The sequence below is a fragment of the Falsiroseomonas ponticola genome, from assembly GCF_016805305.1.
Lineage (GTDB): Bacteria > Pseudomonadota > Alphaproteobacteria > Acetobacterales > Acetobacteraceae > Falsiroseomonas > Falsiroseomonas ponticola.
Map to the genome: position 1 here is coordinate 981,691 of NZ_JAERQN010000001.1, position 14,494 is coordinate 996,184.

At 72.4% G+C, this 14,494-nt stretch carries 16 protein-coding genes; 14 read left to right on the forward strand and 2 right to left on the reverse strand.

Annotation, left to right across the window (positions count from 1 at the left end; all coding sequences use genetic code 11):
* Positions 1 to 89: 89 nt before the first annotated feature.
* The 7 genes from JJI54_RS04745 to JJI54_RS04775 all read left to right on the forward strand — a co-directional run bounded on the left by JJI54_RS04745 (position 90) and on the right by JJI54_RS04775 (position 6,323).
* Complete coding sequence (locus tag JJI54_RS04745; RefSeq protein ID WP_203071407.1) at positions 90 to 1,112, forward strand: quinone oxidoreductase family protein; 1,023 nt, start codon at positions 90 to 92, stop codon at positions 1,110 to 1,112.
* Positions 1,113 to 1,143: 31 nt separating this feature from the next.
* Positions 1,144 to 2,004 carry a dioxygenase family protein gene (locus tag JJI54_RS04750; RefSeq protein ID WP_203071409.1) on the forward strand — a complete coding sequence of 287 codons (861 nt, stop codon included), beginning with the start codon at positions 1,144 to 1,146 and terminating at the stop codon, positions 2,002 to 2,004.
* Between the two features lie 4 nt (positions 2,005 to 2,008).
* Positions 2,009 to 2,899 carry a BKACE family enzyme gene (locus JJI54_RS04755; protein WP_203071411.1) on the forward strand — a complete coding sequence of 297 codons (891 nt, stop codon included), beginning with the start codon at positions 2,009 to 2,011 and terminating at the stop codon, positions 2,897 to 2,899.
* Complete coding sequence (locus tag JJI54_RS04760; protein ID WP_203071413.1) at positions 2,896 to 3,639, forward strand: SDR family NAD(P)-dependent oxidoreductase; 744 nt, start codon at positions 2,896 to 2,898, stop codon at positions 3,637 to 3,639. The genes JJI54_RS04755 and JJI54_RS04760 overlap by 4 nt, the downstream gene beginning before the upstream one ends.
* Positions 3,640 to 3,693: 54 nt before the next feature.
* Positions 3,694 to 4,677: a tripartite tricarboxylate transporter substrate-binding protein gene (locus JJI54_RS04765; RefSeq protein ID WP_226381370.1), complete on the forward strand. Its 984-nt coding sequence runs from the start codon at positions 3,694 to 3,696 to the stop codon at positions 4,675 to 4,677.
* A gap of 69 nt (positions 4,678 to 4,746) precedes the next feature.
* Positions 4,747 to 5,649: an ABC transporter substrate-binding protein gene (locus tag JJI54_RS04770; protein WP_203071415.1), complete on the forward strand. Its 903-nt coding sequence runs from the start codon at positions 4,747 to 4,749 to the stop codon at positions 5,647 to 5,649.
* Positions 5,646 to 6,323, forward strand: a complete 678-nt coding sequence (locus tag JJI54_RS04775) for a hypothetical protein (RefSeq protein ID WP_203071417.1) — start codon at positions 5,646 to 5,648, stop codon at positions 6,321 to 6,323. Before JJI54_RS04770 ends, JJI54_RS04775 begins: the two co-directional genes overlap by 4 nt.
* Positions 6,324 to 6,392: 69 nt before the next feature.
* Here JJI54_RS04775 and JJI54_RS04780 read toward each other — a convergent pair whose 3' ends face one another.
* Positions 6,393 to 7,409 carry a S1C family serine protease gene (locus JJI54_RS04780; RefSeq protein WP_203071419.1) on the reverse strand — a complete coding sequence of 339 codons (1,017 nt, stop codon included), beginning with the start codon at positions 7,407 to 7,409 and terminating at the stop codon, positions 6,393 to 6,395.
* A gap of 181 nt (positions 7,410 to 7,590) precedes the next feature.
* Between JJI54_RS04780 and JJI54_RS04785 the strand changes: the two genes are divergently transcribed.
* The 4 genes from JJI54_RS04785 to JJI54_RS04800 all read left to right on the forward strand — a co-directional run bounded on the left by JJI54_RS04785 (position 7,591) and on the right by JJI54_RS04800 (position 10,967).
* Positions 7,591 to 10,002, forward strand: a complete 2,412-nt coding sequence (locus JJI54_RS04785) for a heavy metal translocating P-type ATPase (RefSeq protein WP_203071421.1) — start codon at positions 7,591 to 7,593, stop codon at positions 10,000 to 10,002.
* Positions 9,999 to 10,391, forward strand: coding sequence for a Cu(I)-responsive transcriptional regulator (gene cueR, locus JJI54_RS04790; RefSeq protein ID WP_203071423.1), 393 nt, complete (start codon positions 9,999 to 10,001; stop codon positions 10,389 to 10,391). The genes JJI54_RS04785 and cueR overlap by 4 nt, the downstream gene beginning before the upstream one ends.
* Positions 10,388 to 10,582 (forward strand): cation transporter, encoded by a 195-nt coding sequence (locus JJI54_RS04795; RefSeq protein ID WP_203071426.1) that lies wholly within the window; start codon positions 10,388 to 10,390, stop codon positions 10,580 to 10,582. Before cueR ends, JJI54_RS04795 begins: the two co-directional genes overlap by 4 nt.
* A 121-nt stretch (positions 10,583 to 10,703) precedes the next feature.
* Complete coding sequence (locus JJI54_RS04800) at positions 10,704 to 10,967, forward strand: hypothetical protein (protein WP_203071428.1); 264 nt, start codon at positions 10,704 to 10,706, stop codon at positions 10,965 to 10,967.
* A 31-nt stretch (positions 10,968 to 10,998) separates the two neighbouring features.
* Here JJI54_RS04800 and JJI54_RS04805 read toward each other — a convergent pair whose 3' ends face one another.
* On the reverse strand, positions 10,999 to 11,274 hold the full coding sequence (locus tag JJI54_RS04805; protein WP_203072365.1) for a hypothetical protein: 276 nt from the start codon (positions 11,272 to 11,274) through the stop codon (positions 10,999 to 11,001).
* Between the two features lie 108 nt (positions 11,275 to 11,382).
* On the opposite strand from JJI54_RS04805, the gene JJI54_RS04810 reads away from it, so the two are divergent.
* The 3 genes from JJI54_RS04810 to JJI54_RS04820 all read left to right on the forward strand — a co-directional run bounded on the left by JJI54_RS04810 (position 11,383) and on the right by JJI54_RS04820 (position 14,092).
* Positions 11,383 to 12,954 carry an alpha-amylase family glycosyl hydrolase gene (locus JJI54_RS04810; RefSeq protein WP_203071430.1) on the forward strand — a complete coding sequence of 524 codons (1,572 nt, stop codon included), beginning with the start codon at positions 11,383 to 11,385 and terminating at the stop codon, positions 12,952 to 12,954.
* 149 nt (positions 12,955 to 13,103) lie between these two features.
* A complete protein-coding gene (locus tag JJI54_RS04815; RefSeq protein ID WP_226381371.1) occupies positions 13,104 to 13,805 on the forward strand; it encodes a ribonuclease activity regulator RraA in 702 nt (233 codons plus the stop codon).
* Positions 13,802 to 14,092, forward strand: a complete 291-nt coding sequence (locus JJI54_RS04820) for a TfoX/Sxy family DNA transformation protein (protein WP_203071434.1) — start codon at positions 13,802 to 13,804, stop codon at positions 14,090 to 14,092. The genes JJI54_RS04815 and JJI54_RS04820 overlap by 4 nt, the downstream gene beginning before the upstream one ends.
* The last annotated feature ends 402 nt before the right edge of the window (positions 14,093 to 14,494 follow it).

Consider the following 14,494-nt stretch of genomic DNA (forward strand, 5'->3'; position numbering starts at 1 on the left):
TGGGGCAATGCAATCGATTGCAGAAGATGCTTGACCCCCTCCGGGCCGATGCTTACGAAGGGATGAACGCCCTGAGGAACCGTCCTGCAATGAATGACGCGCCGCTCGCCCTGGACACGCGCGCCAGCCTGCCCAGCCACGCCCCCGCGCTGCGCTTCCAGCGCCATGGCGGGCCGGAGGTGCTGGCCGTGGAGTCCATGCCCGTGGCCGCCCCCGCCTCGGGCGAGGCGCTGGTCGAGGTGCATGCCGCCTCCATCAACCCCTCCGACGTGAAGAACGTGCTCGGCCGCATGAAGCAGACCGTGCCGCCGCGCACGCCGGGCCGGGATTTCGCCGGCGTGGTGGTGGCCGGCCCGGCGGAGTGGCTGGGGGCGGAGGTCTGGGGCACCGGCGGCGATATCGGCTTTACGCGGGATGGCACGCACGCCGCCTACCTGGCCGTCCCGGTCGGCGCCCTGTCCCGCAAGCCCGCGAATCTCAGCTTCGAACAGGCCGGCGCGGTCGGCGTGAACTACATCAGCGCCTGGATCGGCCTCGACTACGCCGCGATCAAGGCAGGGGAGACGCTGCTGGTCATCGGCGCCAGCGGCGGCGTCGGCGGGGCCGCCTGCGGCATCGCCCGCGGCAAGGGCGCCCACGTCATCGCCGCCTGCCGCGGCCAGGCGGAGCCCTCCTCCCCCGCCCGCCACGCGACCGACAACTTCATCGACCTGAACGAGCCCGACTTCGCCGCCCAGATCGCCAGGGCCACCGGCGGCAAGGCGATCGACGTGGTGTTCGATTGCGTCGGGCGGCCGGATCTGGTGGAGCCCGCGCTGGCCGCGCTCGGCTTCGGCGGCCGCGCCATCCTCATCTCGGGCAGCCCCGGTGAGAGCATGAAGGTGGAGATGATCCCCTTCTACCGCCGCGAATGCCGCCTGATCGGCGTGGACAGCCTGAAGCGCAAGGCGGCCGAATGCGCGCCGATGATGGATGCGCTGCGCCCCGGCTTCGAATCCGGCACCTACCCCGCCCCCGCCATCGCGGAACGCCACGCGCTGGCCGATGGCGCGGCCGCCTACGCCTCCGTCGCCCGCGGCACCCGCGGGCGCGTCGTGCTGAACATGCGCTGACCATTCCCGCCCCCAGGGAAGGAGAACGACCATGGCCGACGGCCACATCACCTATACCAGCGAGAACCTGACGGAGGCCGTGCTCGGCCGCATCCGCCCCGACGCCGATCCGCGCATCCAGAAGGTCATGACGGCGCTGATCCGCCACGTGCATGATTTCGTGAAGGAGGTGGAGCTGACGCCGGAGGAATGGGAGCAGGGCGTCGCCTTCATCACCGAACTCGGCCGCTGGTGCGACGACAAGCGGCAGGAGGTGATCCTGCTGTCGGACATCCTTGGCGTCTCCATGCTGGTCGATGCCATCGCCCACCGCACCCATGCGAGCGTCAGCGAAACCACGGTCCTCGGCCCCTTCCACCGGGAGAATCCGCCGGTGATGAAAAACGGGGAAAACATGTCCCCGGGCGTGGAGGGCGAGCCGCTCGAGGTCGAGATCCGCATCCTCGACGCCGACGGCCATCCGCTGGAGGGCGCGCAGGTCGATACCTGGCACACCTCGCCCGAGGGTTTCTACGACAGCCAGCTCGGCGACGAGCACAACATGCGCGGCCGCTTCGTGACGGGCCCCGACGGCGTGGTCGCCTTCCCGACCGTCGTCCCCGCCGCCTATCCCGTGCCGCATGACGGGCCCGTGGGCCGCGTGCTGGCGGCGATGGGCCGCGGGCCGATGCGCCCCGCCCATGTCCATTTCTGGATCAAGAAGCCGGGCTACCGGGACCTCATCACCCACATCTTCAAGGATGGCGATCCCTACCTGCATGATGATGCGGTCTTCGGCGTGAAGGCCTCCCTCGTCACCGACTGGGAAGCCTCCAAGGCCGAAGGCAGGCCCGCCCGCCTCACCTATGAATTCCGCATCCCGAAGCTGGATGCGGCTACCGCGAAGGACTGAGAACATGCGTCGCAAGGTCATCCTCACCTGCGCGGTGACGGGCAACATCACCACCCCCGAGCAGACGCCCTACCTGCCGATCACGCCGGAGCAGATCGCGAATGCCGCGATCGATGCCGCCAAGGCCGGCGCCGCCGTCGCCCACATCCATGTGCGGGATCCCGAGACGGGCAAGCCCTCCATGTCCCTCGACCTCTACAAGGAGGTCGTGGACCGCATCCGCTCCTCCGGCACCGATGTGGTGATCAACCTCACCACCGGCCCCGGTGGCCGCTTCGACCCGTCCCGCGACAATCCCCGCGTGGCCGGGCCGAACAGCACGCTGCTGCCGCCGGAAAAGCGCGTGGAGCACATCGTCGCGCTGAAGCCGGAGATCGCGACGCTCGACCTGAACACGATGTGGTCGGGCAATGCGGTGGTCATCAACGCGCCCTGGTCGGTCACGAAGATGGCCGATCTGATCTACAGCGTCGGCACCATCCCGGAGCTGGAGGTCTTCGATTCCGGCGACATCGGATTGGCAAAAAACCTGATGGAGCAGGGCGTGCTGAAGGGCCCCTGCCTGTTCCAGGTCTGCATGGGCATCCGCTGGGGCTTCGACTGGGATCCGCAGACGCTGAACTACGCGAAGTCCATCCTGCCCCCGGGCAGCCCCTGGGCCGCCTTCGCCATCGGGCGGATGGAATTCCCCATGCTGATGCAGGCCTGGCTGCTGGGCGGCCATGTGCGCGTGGGGCTGGAGGACAACATCTACCTCAACAAGGGCGAGCTCGCGACGAGCAACACCGTGCTGGTGGAACGCGCCGTTCGCCTGCTGCGTGAATTCGGCGTGGAGCCGATGACCGCCGCCGAGGCCCGCGCGGAGCTCTCCCAGGTCGGCGGCTGGTCGCGATGAGCCGCGGCGTATTGATCGTCACGGGCGGCGGGCGCGGCATCGGGGCGGAAACCTGCAAGGCCGCCGCCGCCGATGGCTGGACCGTCGTCGTCAACTACGCGCGTGACGCCGGCAGCGCCGCCGGCGTCGTCGCGGCGATCGAGGCCGCGGGCGGCAAGGCCCATGCCGTGCAGGCCGATGTGCAGACGGAAGCCGGCATCACCGCGCTGTTCGAGGCGGCCGATGCCATCGGCCCCCTGCGCGGCCTGGTGAACAATGCCGGCGGCAGCGCGGATGCGAAGATCGCCGACCTCACCACGGCCGATTACGACCGGATGATGGACAGCAACCTGCGCACCACCGTCTTCTGCGCGCGGGAAGCCGTGCGCCGCATGGCGACGGATCGGGGCGGCGAGGGCGGCGTCATCGTCAATGTCGGCTCCCGCGCCAGCGTGCTGGGCGGCCAGCCCGGCCGCGTGATGTATGCCGCCGCCAAGGGCGCGGTCGATGGCTTCACCGCTGGCCTCGCCAATGAGGTCGGGAAGCTCGGCATCCGCGTCTGCACCGTGCGGCCGGGCGTGATCCGCACCGCCACCCACGAAGCGAAGGCCGGCGCCGAACGGCTGAAGACCATGACGGCCGCCATCGCCCTCGGAAGGCCCGGGGAGCCGGAGGAGGTCGCGGCCCTCATCACCTTCCTGCTTTCCCCGGCCGCTTCCTACATGACCGGCACGCTGGTGGATATCGGCGGCGGCCGCTGACCCCTTCGCCTAACGCTGACGGCTTCGCGTAATCATAACGGAGGACAACGAACCATGATGATGAGGACGACGCGCCGCCTGCTGGCGGCCGCGGCGCTGGCCCTGCCCTTCCTCGGCGCGGCACAGGCGCAGAGCTGGCCCGAACGCCCGATCACCATGGTGATCCCCTTCGCCCCCGGCGGGCCGACCGACGTGGTCGGCCGCATGATCGCCGAGGCCATGGGGCGGGAGCTGAACCAGAACGTGGTGGTGCAGAATGTCGGCGGCGCCGGCGGCACCACCGGCACGGCGCGCGTCGCCGCCGCCGCGCCGGATGGCTACACCATCCTGCTGCACAACATCGGCATCGCCACCGCCCCCACCCTCTACCGCCGCCTGCCCTATGACCCCGTGACGGCGTTCGAGACGGTGGGCCTGGTGACGGCGACGCCGATGATCTGGCTGTCCCGCCCCGGCCTGCCCGTGACGAATTTCGCGGAGATGATCCGCCTGGTGCGCGAACGGGGGGAGGCGGTGAACCTCGCCAATGCCGGCCTCGGCTCCGCCAGCCAGCTCTGCGGCACGCTGTTCCAGGCAAGCCTCGGCGTGCGCTTCACCACCGTCTCCTACACCGGCTCCGGCCCGATCTATCCGGAGCTGATGGCGGACCGGCTCGACATCTATTGCGACCAGACCACCTCCGCCTCCTCCTTCGTCACCAGCGGGCGCGTGCGCGGCCTGGCGGTGACGACGGCGGAGCCGATGGCCCAGCTGCCGGGCATCCCGACCGCGGGCCAGGCCGGGCTGCCGGGCTTCGAGATCGGCATCTGGCACGGCATCTACGCGCCGAAGGGCACGCCCGCGCCGGTCGTCACGCGGCTGAACCAGGCGCTGCGCGCCGCGCTGGCCGATCCCCGCGTGGTGACGCGGATGAATGAGCTGGGCAGCCCGCCGGAGCCGGTGGAGCGCCAGAACCCCGATGTGCACCGCGCCCATCTGATCGCGGAGATCGCGCGCTGGCGCCCGATCCTGCAGGCCGCGGGCCAGTTCGCGGATTGATGGGATTCGCCTGACGACTGCCACGGGCAGGGATGCACCCGCATCCCTGCCTTTTCTTTTGAGGTGCGCATGCAGACCCTGAACGTCGTCGCCTTCGCCGGCGCCTCCAACCTCGCGCTCTGGGCGGGCACGAAGCACGGCGTCTTCGCGCGCCATGGGCTGGAGATCGCGCTGTCGCTGACACCGAACTCCAAGGCGATGGCGAGCGACCTCCATGCCGGCTGCTTCGACCTGGCGCTGACGGCGGTGGACAACATCGTCGCCTATGACGAGGGGCAGGGGGAGGTGGAACTGCCCGGCCCCGCCGATTTCGTGGCCTGGCTCGGCGTGGATGACGGCATGCTGAACGTCATGGCGGTGCCCGGCATCGCCGACATCGCCGCGCTGCGCGGCCGGCGCGTCGCGGTGGATGCCATGACCACCGGCTTCGCCTTCGTGCTGCGGGAAATCCTGGGCCGCGCCGGAATCGCCGACACGGTCGAATGGGTGGCCGTCGGCGGCGGCGCGCAGCGCCTGGCCGCGCTGGTGGAGGGCGCGCAGGAGGCGACGCTGCTGAACACGCCGCTCGACCTGGCGGCGGAGGCGAAGGGCTGCCTGCGCCTGGCCCGCGCGCAGGATGTGGTCGGCCCCTACCAGGGCATCGTCGCGGCCTCCCGCAGGGCGGTGCTGGCGGAAAAGCGCGCCGCGCTGGTCGCCTTCGCCCGCGCATTTCGCGAAACGCTGGCGCTGCTGGATGCGGACCACGCGGAGGCCGCCGCCATCCTGGCCGAGGGCGCGAAGATGCCGCCCCCCGTCGCCGCCCGCGCCGTGACCGCGCTGCTCGATCCCCTCCGCGGCATCACGCGCGACCTCTCGATCAGCGAGGCCGGCCTCGCCACCGTGCTGCGGCTGCGCAGCCACTTCACCGGCAAGGCGCTCACCGATCCGTCGCGCTACCTCGACCCCTCGATCCGCGCCGAGGCCTTCGGATGAGCGACAGCTTCCGCGCGGGGCTGGAGGCGGCGCGGGCCAAGCGCGGCTACCTGCTGCCCCATCACGGCCTGTTCCGCCTGCTCTCGCCCGGCTTCGCGGAAGCCTATGAGGCCGCCTATGGCCGCCTCGCCCTGCAGCCCGTGGCCCTGCCGGCGGAGGAGAAGGAGTTCCTCTGGCTGGTCATCACCGCCGTGGTCGGCAGCGCCACCGCCCGCCACCACGTCCGCCGCTACCGGGAAGCGGGCGGCGGGATCGAGGGCGTCGAGGCCGCCCTCCGCCTGGCCGGCTTCGCCGCCGCGCGGTCCCGCTTCGACTTCGCGCAGGAGGGTTGGGCCGGGCAGCTTCCAGGCTGGGACGCCGGGGCGGCGGAGGCCTCCGCCCTCGAAGCCCTCACGCCCACCTTGCCGCCATCACGCCGCGCCCTGGCGCTGCTGGCCGCCTGCACGGCGCGGCGCGATTCCGCGGGGGTGCAGCGCTACCTCCGCGCCGCCTATGCGGCGGGGCTCGAGGAAAACTGGATGGCGGAGGCGATGTGCCTGACGGTGCAGCCGGCGGGGCTGCCCAACGTCGTGCATGCGGCAGGGCTGTGGCGCGGGCTGATCGCGGCGGGGGAGGTGCGGGCGTCGGAGGAATTCAGGGCCTGGGTGGAGATACCGGCGGAGGGGGATGCGTGATTCTGGGAAAGGCTCTGCCTTTCCCAGACCCTATCCGCCAGGCCCGAGACGGGCCTGGACCGTCTCAAGTCAGGGCTCACACCGCAGCATGACCGTGGCGCGATGGGCGATGTCGCCGACATCGGCGGCGCTCTTCTCCGCGCCCCGGCTCTCCGCCGTGCGGAACTCCTGGTTGTTCCGCCGCAGGAAAGCCTGCGCCGTCTCCCCCTTCACCGCGAAATTCACATTGTCCACGTTCTGGACACGGCGATTGTCGAGCTTCGCCACCACCACGCCCACCACATTCCCCTGCATGTCCAGCAGCGGCCCGCCCGAATTGCCGGGCTGCACCTCCGCGCTGATCTGGAAACGCGTCTGGTCATTGGCCACGCCACCGAAGGCATTGATCTCCCCGCGCGTCAGCTTGGGGTCGGACGACAACAGGCCGGACAGCGGGAAGCCATAGGCCACCACCCCCTCGCCCCGCCGCACCGCCGGCGCCGCGCGGAAGGCCAGCGTCGGCCCCGGATTGCCCGGCACCGCCAGCAGCGCCAGGTCCAGCCGCGCATCCGCCTGCCCCTGCACCGTCGCCGCCAGCCAGCGCCCATCCGCGGTCCGCGCCAGGATCCGGCCGCAACCATCGATGACATGGTGGTTGGTCAGCACCCGGTCCGGCGCCACCACGAAGCCCGTGCCGGACGACACGCGCCGCGCGTTCTGGTTCGGCCGCGCCTGCGCCACCGGCGGCAGCGGCGCGCTCGCGGTGGTGATCTCGATCCGCGCCTCCGCGCAGATGTCGCGGTCCCGCAGCAGCCCCTCCCGCCCATCGGCCAGCACCAGGCGGATGTCGAAGCGGCACCCCGCATCCTGGTTCACCCGCAGCGGGAAGGCCGCATTGGTCGGCAGCGGGCCCCGGTTCAACAGGTTGCTGCCCCAGTCCGGCCGGCCGCTGCGCACGGCATGCAGCGCCGTCGCCTCCTGCCCCGTGCGGTTGACGATGCGGACCGGCTCCGCCTGGGAAGTCCCCTGGGGCGGCGCCGGCGCCTGGGCCGCGGCGGGCACGGCGAGGCTGAGGGAGAGCAGGATCACGGACGAAATGTTGCGCATGGCGCCGCCCATGTCGTTCGCCCCCGGTTCCGCGTCAACGGCTTCGAAAACCATCGGCGAAACTGAGATGGATCAAGGCGGCCGCCTTCCAGAGCGGACAATCTCGGGGAAATCGAGGCGGGGTGCTTGACCCTCCCATTGTGGGAGACACCACCTTCGCTCCATGGAACCGAAGCCCCCGATGCCCGAGGCCCCCCTCGCGCCGCCCCCGACCCTCTCTCTCCCCGTGGAGGGGATGACCTGCGCCAGCTGCGCCGGGCGGGTGGAGCGTGCGCTGGCGAAGGTGCCGGGCGTCGCCGCCGCCAGCGTGAACCTGGCCTCCGAGACCGCGACGGTCGCCGGCACCGCCGCGCCCGCCGCCCTGGCCGCGGCGATCCGCGCCGCCGGCTACCAGGTGCCGGAGCAGGAACGCACGCTGGGCATCGAGGGCATGACCTGCGCCAGCTGCGCCGGCCGCGTGGAACGCGCGCTGGCGAAGGTGCCGGGCGTGCTCTCCGTCAGCGTGAACCTGGCCGCGGACCAGGCCACCATCCGCGCCCTGGCGGGGGTGGAGGAAGCGGCCCTGGCCGCCGCCCTGTCCCGCGCCGGCTATGCCCTGGCCAGCACGCCGGCGCAGGATGACGGCGCCGCCGATGCCGCGAAACTGGCGCGCCAGCGGCGGGACCTCGTCCTGGCCGGGCTGCTCGCCGCGCCCTTCCTCATCGGCATGCTGGGCATGCCCTTCGGCCGGGACTGGATGCCGGATGGCTGGGTGCAGCTGGCGCTGGCCATCCCGGTGCAGTTCTGGTTCGGCGCGCGCTTCTTCCGCGCGGGCTGGGCGGCGCTGCGCAACCGCACCGGCAACATGGACCTGCTGGTCTCCATCGGCACGCTGTCGGCCTTCCTGATGAGCCTCTGGCTGCTGGTCCAGCATGGCGGCGGCCATACCCATGCGCTGTATTTCGAGGCCGCCGTCGTCGTCATCTTCTTCGTGATGCTGGGCAAGTACCTGGAAGCCCGTGCCAAGCGCGGCACCGGGGCGGCCATCCGCGCGCTGCTCGATTTGCGCCCCCGCACCGCCCGCCGCCTGGATGCGCAGGGGCAGGAGCAGGAAGTGCCCGCCGCCGCCCTCGCGCTCGGCGATCGCGTCGTGGTCCGGCCGGGCGAACGCATCCCCGTCGATGCCGTGATCGAACAGGGCGAGGCCGGCATCGACGAAAGCGCCCTGACCGGCGAAAGCCGGCCGGTGGAAAAGCGCCCCGGCGACAAGGCCGCGACCGGCACGGTGGTGCTGGATGGCCGCCTGGTGCTGCGCGCCACCGCCATCGGCGCGGACACGACGCTGGCCCGCGTCGCCGCCCTGGTCGCCGCCGCCCAGGCCAGCCGCGCGCCGGTGCAGAAGCTGGTCGATCGCGTCAGCGCCATCTTCGTCCCCGTCGTCATCGGCCTCGCCGCCGTCACGCTGCTGGCCTGGCTGCTGATGGGCGCGGGGTTCGAGGCCGCGCTGCTCAACGCCGTCGCCGTGCTGGTCATCGCCTGCCCCTGCGCGCTCGGCCTCGCCACGCCCGCCGCCATCATGGCCGGCACCGGCGCCGCCGCCCGTGCCGGCATCCTGATCCGCGATGCGGAGGCGATCGAGCGCGCCCAGGGCATTTCGCTCGTCGCCTTCGACAAGACCGGCACGCTGACCGAGGGGAAGCCGCGCCTGGCGTCGCTGCACCCGGCGGAGGGGATCGACCCCGCCGAGGCCCTGGCCCAGGCCGCCGCGCTCCAGGCCGGCAGCGAACACCCGCTGGCCCGCGCCGTCCTCGCCGCCGCCGGCGCCACGCCCGATCCCGCCACGGGCTTCCGCGCCCTGCCGGGCCGCGGCGTGGAGGGCACGGTCGCCGGCCGCCGCCTGGCGCTCGGCAGCCCCCGCCTGCTGTCGGAATCCGGCGCCGATCCCGGCCCGCTCGCCACCACCGCCCGGGTGGAGGCCGCGCAGGGCCGCAGCATCGCCTGGCTGCTCGATCCCGCCGCGCCGCGCGCCCTCGCGCTGCTGTCCTTCGAGGATGCGCCGAAGCGCGGCGCCGCATCCGCCGTCTCCACGCTCCGGGCCATGGGGGTGGAGGTCGCGATGCTCTCCGGCGACAACCAGGCGGCGGCCTCGGAAGCCGCGGCCCGGCTCGGCATCGCCCGGGTGGCGGCGGAGGTCCTGCCCCAGGACAAGGCCGCCCATGTCGCCGCCTGGCGGCGGGAAGGATCGCGCGTCGCCATGGTGGGCGATGGCGTAAACGACGCACCGGCGCTGGCCGCCGCGGATCTCGGCATCGCCATGGGCACCGGGACCGATGTCGCGATCGCGGCGGCGGGCGTCACCCTCATGCGGGGCGATCCGGGGCTGGTCCCGGCCGCGCTCGACATCACCCGCAGAACCTATCGCAAGCTCAAGGAAAACCTGTCATGGGCCTTCGGGTACAACCTGCTCGGCATTCCTCTGGCGGCGGCGGGCTTGCTCTCTCCGCCGGTGGCGGGGGCGGCCATGGCGCTGTCCTCCGTCTCGGTGGTGGCGAACGCGCTGCTGCTCTCTCGGTGGAAGCCCCCCGCGCCCCCGCCCTCCGGGCGCGCGGCATGAATATCGGCGAAGCGGCCGCGCGCTCCGGCGTCTCGGCCAAGATGATCCGCCACTACGAATCCATCGGCCTGGTCACGGCGACGCGCCGGGCGAATGGCTACCGCAGCTACGGGCCGCAGGATGTGGCGGTGCTGCGCTTCATCCGCCATGCGCGGGACCTCGCCTTTCCGCTGGAGGATATCCGCAAGCTGCTGGCGCTGTGGCGGGACCGGTCGCGCGCCAGCGCCGATGTGAAGCGCCTGGCGCTGGACCATGTGACGGCGCTGGAGGCCAAGGCCGCCTCCCTCCAGGCCGTGGCTGACAGCCTGCGCCACCTGGCGCAGCATTGCGCCGGCGATGACCGGCCGGACTGCCCGATCATCGCGGAGCTGGAGGGCAAGCCGGCATGACGGTGACGCTGAAGGTCGAGGGCATGAGCTGCGGCCATTGCGTGAAGGCGGTGACGGGCGCGATCCAGGCGCTCGACCCCGCCGCGCGGGTGGCGGTGGCGCTGGAGAGCGGCACCATCACGGCGGAGACGGTGCTGACCCCCGCCCAGGTGGCCGCCGCGGTGGCCGAGGAAGGCTACAAGCCGGCCTGACCGCGCGGTCAGGCAATCCCGCCCACCGCGCCCGCATTCACTGACCGCGCGTTCAGCGAATCCGCCGGCAACGCCCGGGCCTCGCGCCGCGTTCGCGCGGGGTGTGCGGAAAGGGCGGTGCATGGCGATCCTCGGGGCGGCTTGGCCCGATGTCTTCAAATGGGCCGCGACCGGGCTGACCATTGCCGGCGCCGGCACCACCGCGGCCGATCTCGGCCGGCGTGCCACGGGCTGGGGCTTCGCGCTGCTGTCCGGCGGCTCCGCCTGCTGGCTGGCCTCCGCGCAGCTGGAGCAGGAAAGCCAGCTCGGCCTGACCAACCTGGTGCTGCTGGCGCTGAACCTCTTCGGCGTCTGGCGCTGGCTGGTCCGGAAGGCCCCGCCCTGAGACCTGCGGGGGGCAGGGCCCCCCGCGCGGCCTATCGCCGCCTGATCCGGTCCGGCGCGATATCCACCGGCCCGCCCCGCAGCTGCGCCTGCTCCATCATCTCCCCGGGCTGGGTTTCCCCGGGATGGATCGGGTCATCGACATGGCCGGCGGCGCGGGGATCGCCCGTGCCCTCGTCGGTATTGTCCCCGGCGGAATCCGCCATCTCCCCGCTCTCCCCGGGCCGCACCCTTTCGCCGCCCGGCAGGGTCGGGCGCAGCGCGTCCTCGGACCCGCGCATCTCGTCGATCCTGTCCTTGTCGTCCATGGCCCGTCCTCCTGCTGAGGGGGCGGGAACGCGGGGCCGGCGCGGGGGGTTGCGGGAACCCCGGGGCGGCCTCGTGCCTTGCAGGGGCGCGATGGCGGGAGCGGCGGGATGACCGATTGGTGGCGGGGCGCGGTGATCTACCAGGTCTATCCGCGGTCCTTCCGGGATTCGGATGGGGACGGGGTGGGCGACCTGCGGGGCATCCTGCAGGGCCTCGACCATGTCGCGGGCCTTGGCGTGGACGCGGTCTGGCTCGCGCCCGTCTATGCCTCGCCCCAGGCCGATTTCGGCTATGACGTGGCGGACCACTGCGCGGTGGATCCGCGATACGGCACGCTCGAGGACCTCGATGCCGTCATCGCGGGGGCGCATGCGCGCGGCCTCAAGGTCATGCTGGACCTGGTGACGGGCCACACCAGCACCGCCCATGCCTGGTTCCGGGAAAGCCGGGCGCGGCGGGATGGGCCTCTGGCCGCCCGCTATGTCTGGGCGGATGCCAAGGCCGATGGATCGCCGCCCAACAACTGGCTCTCCGTCTTCGGCGGCCCCGCCTGGCGGTGGGAGCCGCGGCGGCGGCAATACTACCTGCACCATTTCCTGGCCGAGCAGCCCGCCCTGAACCTGGAGGACCCGGCCACGCTCGATGCCGTGGCCGGCATCATGCGCTTCTGGCTGGCCCGCGGCGTCGATGGCTTCCGGCTGGATGCGCTGGATTTCGTGGCCCATGACCCCGCGCTGCGGGACAACCCCGCCGCCCCCCCGCGCCCCGAACCGCCCGCCAAGCTCTTCGGCCTGCAGCTGCACCAGCACGACATGATGGGCCCGGGCACCGGCGCCATCCTGCGCCGCTTCCGGCAGGAGGCCGATGCCGCCGGCGCCGCGCTGATGGGCGAATTGTCCTCCCAGCCCGGCGCCCATGCCCGCGTCGCCCGCGCCACGGCGCCGGGGCTGCTGCACATGGCCTATACGCTGGCGCCGCTGCGCGCCGGCTTCGACCATGGCGTCGCCCGCGCGCTGGTGGAGGCCGCCGCCCAGCCGGAGGGCTGGCCCTGCTGGAACTTCAGCAACCATGACGTGGTCCGCGCCGCCACGCGCTGGTCCCCCGGCGGCGTGCCGGACCCCGCCGTGACGCGGCTGCTGATGGCCCTGCTGCTGACGCTGCGCGGCAGCGCCTGCCTCTACCAGGGGGAGGAGCTGGGCCTGCCCGAGGCCGAGCTGCCGTTCGAGGCGCTGCGCGACCCCTTCGGGATCAGCTTCTGGCCGGATTTCGCGGGCCGCGACGGGTCCCGCACGCCGATGCCCTGGGATGCCGCGCTGCCCCATGCCGGCTTCACCACCGGCACGCCCTGGCTGCCGGTGCCGGAGGCGCATCGCGACCTCGCCGTCTCGATGCAGCAGGAGCCCGGCAGCATGCTGGCCTTCACGCGGGAGCTGCTGGCCACGCGGCGCGCCAGCCTGGCGCTGATGGCGGGCGCGCTGCACCCGATCGACCTGCCCGCCCCCCTGCTGGGGTTCGAGCGGCGGGAGGCGGCGGACCGGGTGCGCTGCCTGTTCAACCTCTCGCCCGGCCCGGTGCCCGTGCCGGCGGGGTTGCGGGGTGGGGCGGCGCTGTCGGGCAGCCCGGTCGGCGCGGCGAGTGAGGTGCTGCCAGGCTGGGGCGTGGCGCTGGCACGGGTATAGGCGGCGCCAGAACCCGGCGGTCCAGGGTCCCCCTGGACCCTGGCGAGGGGGTCTGAGGGGGAGCAGCGCTCCCCCTCCACCTGGACGCGCGCGCCGCGCTGCGCTTAAGCGCCCCGAACCTTTCTGCCATGGCAGCCGGAGCCGCCCCCATGAACCCCGCCACGCGCGATGCCCTGATGGGCGTCACCACCGCCACCCTCACCACGGTCCTGCTGAAGAAGGGCGTGCGCTTCTGCTACATCGCGGGCAGCCGCCCGATCGTGCAGGGCCCGGCGAAGCGCATCGTCGGCCCCGCCTTCACGCTCCGCTTCACGCCGACGCGGGAGGACCTGGCGACGGTGGAGAGCTGGTCCTCCCCCCGTTCCACCCGCGCGGCGATCGAGGAGATGCCCGAGGGCTGCGTCGCCGTCGCGGACGCCATGGGCAACACGGCGGCCGGCATCTTCGGCGACATCCTCTGCGCCCGCATGGCGAAGAAGGGCGTGGCCGGGCTGGTGACGGACGGCATGGTGCGGGATGGCGCCGGCGTGATCGGCACCGGCCTGCCGGTCTTCTGCCAGGGCTATGTCGCCCCCGCTTCCGTCGCCGCGCTGAACTTCGTGGGCTGGCAGGAGGTGATCGGCTGCGGCGGCGTCACCGTGGTGCCGGGCGACATCATCGTGGCGGACCAGGATGGCGCCGTGGTGATCCCCGCCGCGCTGCTGGACGCCGTGACGGAAGCGGCGGTGGAGCAGGAGAGGCTGGAGGGCTGGATCATGAAGGAAGTGGAGAAGGGCCTGCCGCTGCCCGGCCTCTACCCGCCCAACGCCGAGACGAAGGCCCGCTACGAGGCCGATCGCAACCGGGGGTGAAGCACCACGCCATGGCCAGCGCGGCGCCGCTGGTGGACCGGGCCGGGGTGCACATGCTGCGCAACCTCGGCCCGCGCAGCGCGGCGATGCTGGCCGATGCCGGGATCGAGACGGTGGGGGACCTCCGCGCCATCGGCGCGGCGGGGGCCTTCCGCCGGCTGCGCTTCATGGGGGGCAATCCCTCCCGCAACCTGCTCTGGTCCATGGCGGCGGGGTTGCAGGGGCGGGACTGGCGGAGCCTGGACGAGGACGAGAAGGCGGCGCTGGAAGCGGCCCTGCTGGACTGACATCGGCCATGGGCTTCCGGCCTGCGCTGCCTTGCCCCCCGGGCCGGGCGCGGGCCGTTTCCGCTGGCGGAAGCGCCGTGTTCCTGCTATGTTCACACCATCACCGGCCGTCCCGCGCCTGCCCCCCGCCGTGGCCGCGGCGCCACGGCCAAGCCTTTCCGGCGGCGCGGAGGGGCGGCGGCACCCCGCGAATTCGGTGCTAAAAGCACTAAAGCCGCTTAACCGGCTTTAGATTTGCCCGGATTTTAGTGGCCTCAACGCCACGGCGCCGCGCGAATCGGGCGCGAAAAAAAACCCCGGCGCCTCGCGGCACCGGGGAAGTGTTGGTCCACACACCATGTGCGGAACCGCCGGGAGAAAACGTCGAGGCAATGCCTTGACGTGTTACCCTTTGCTCCTTTG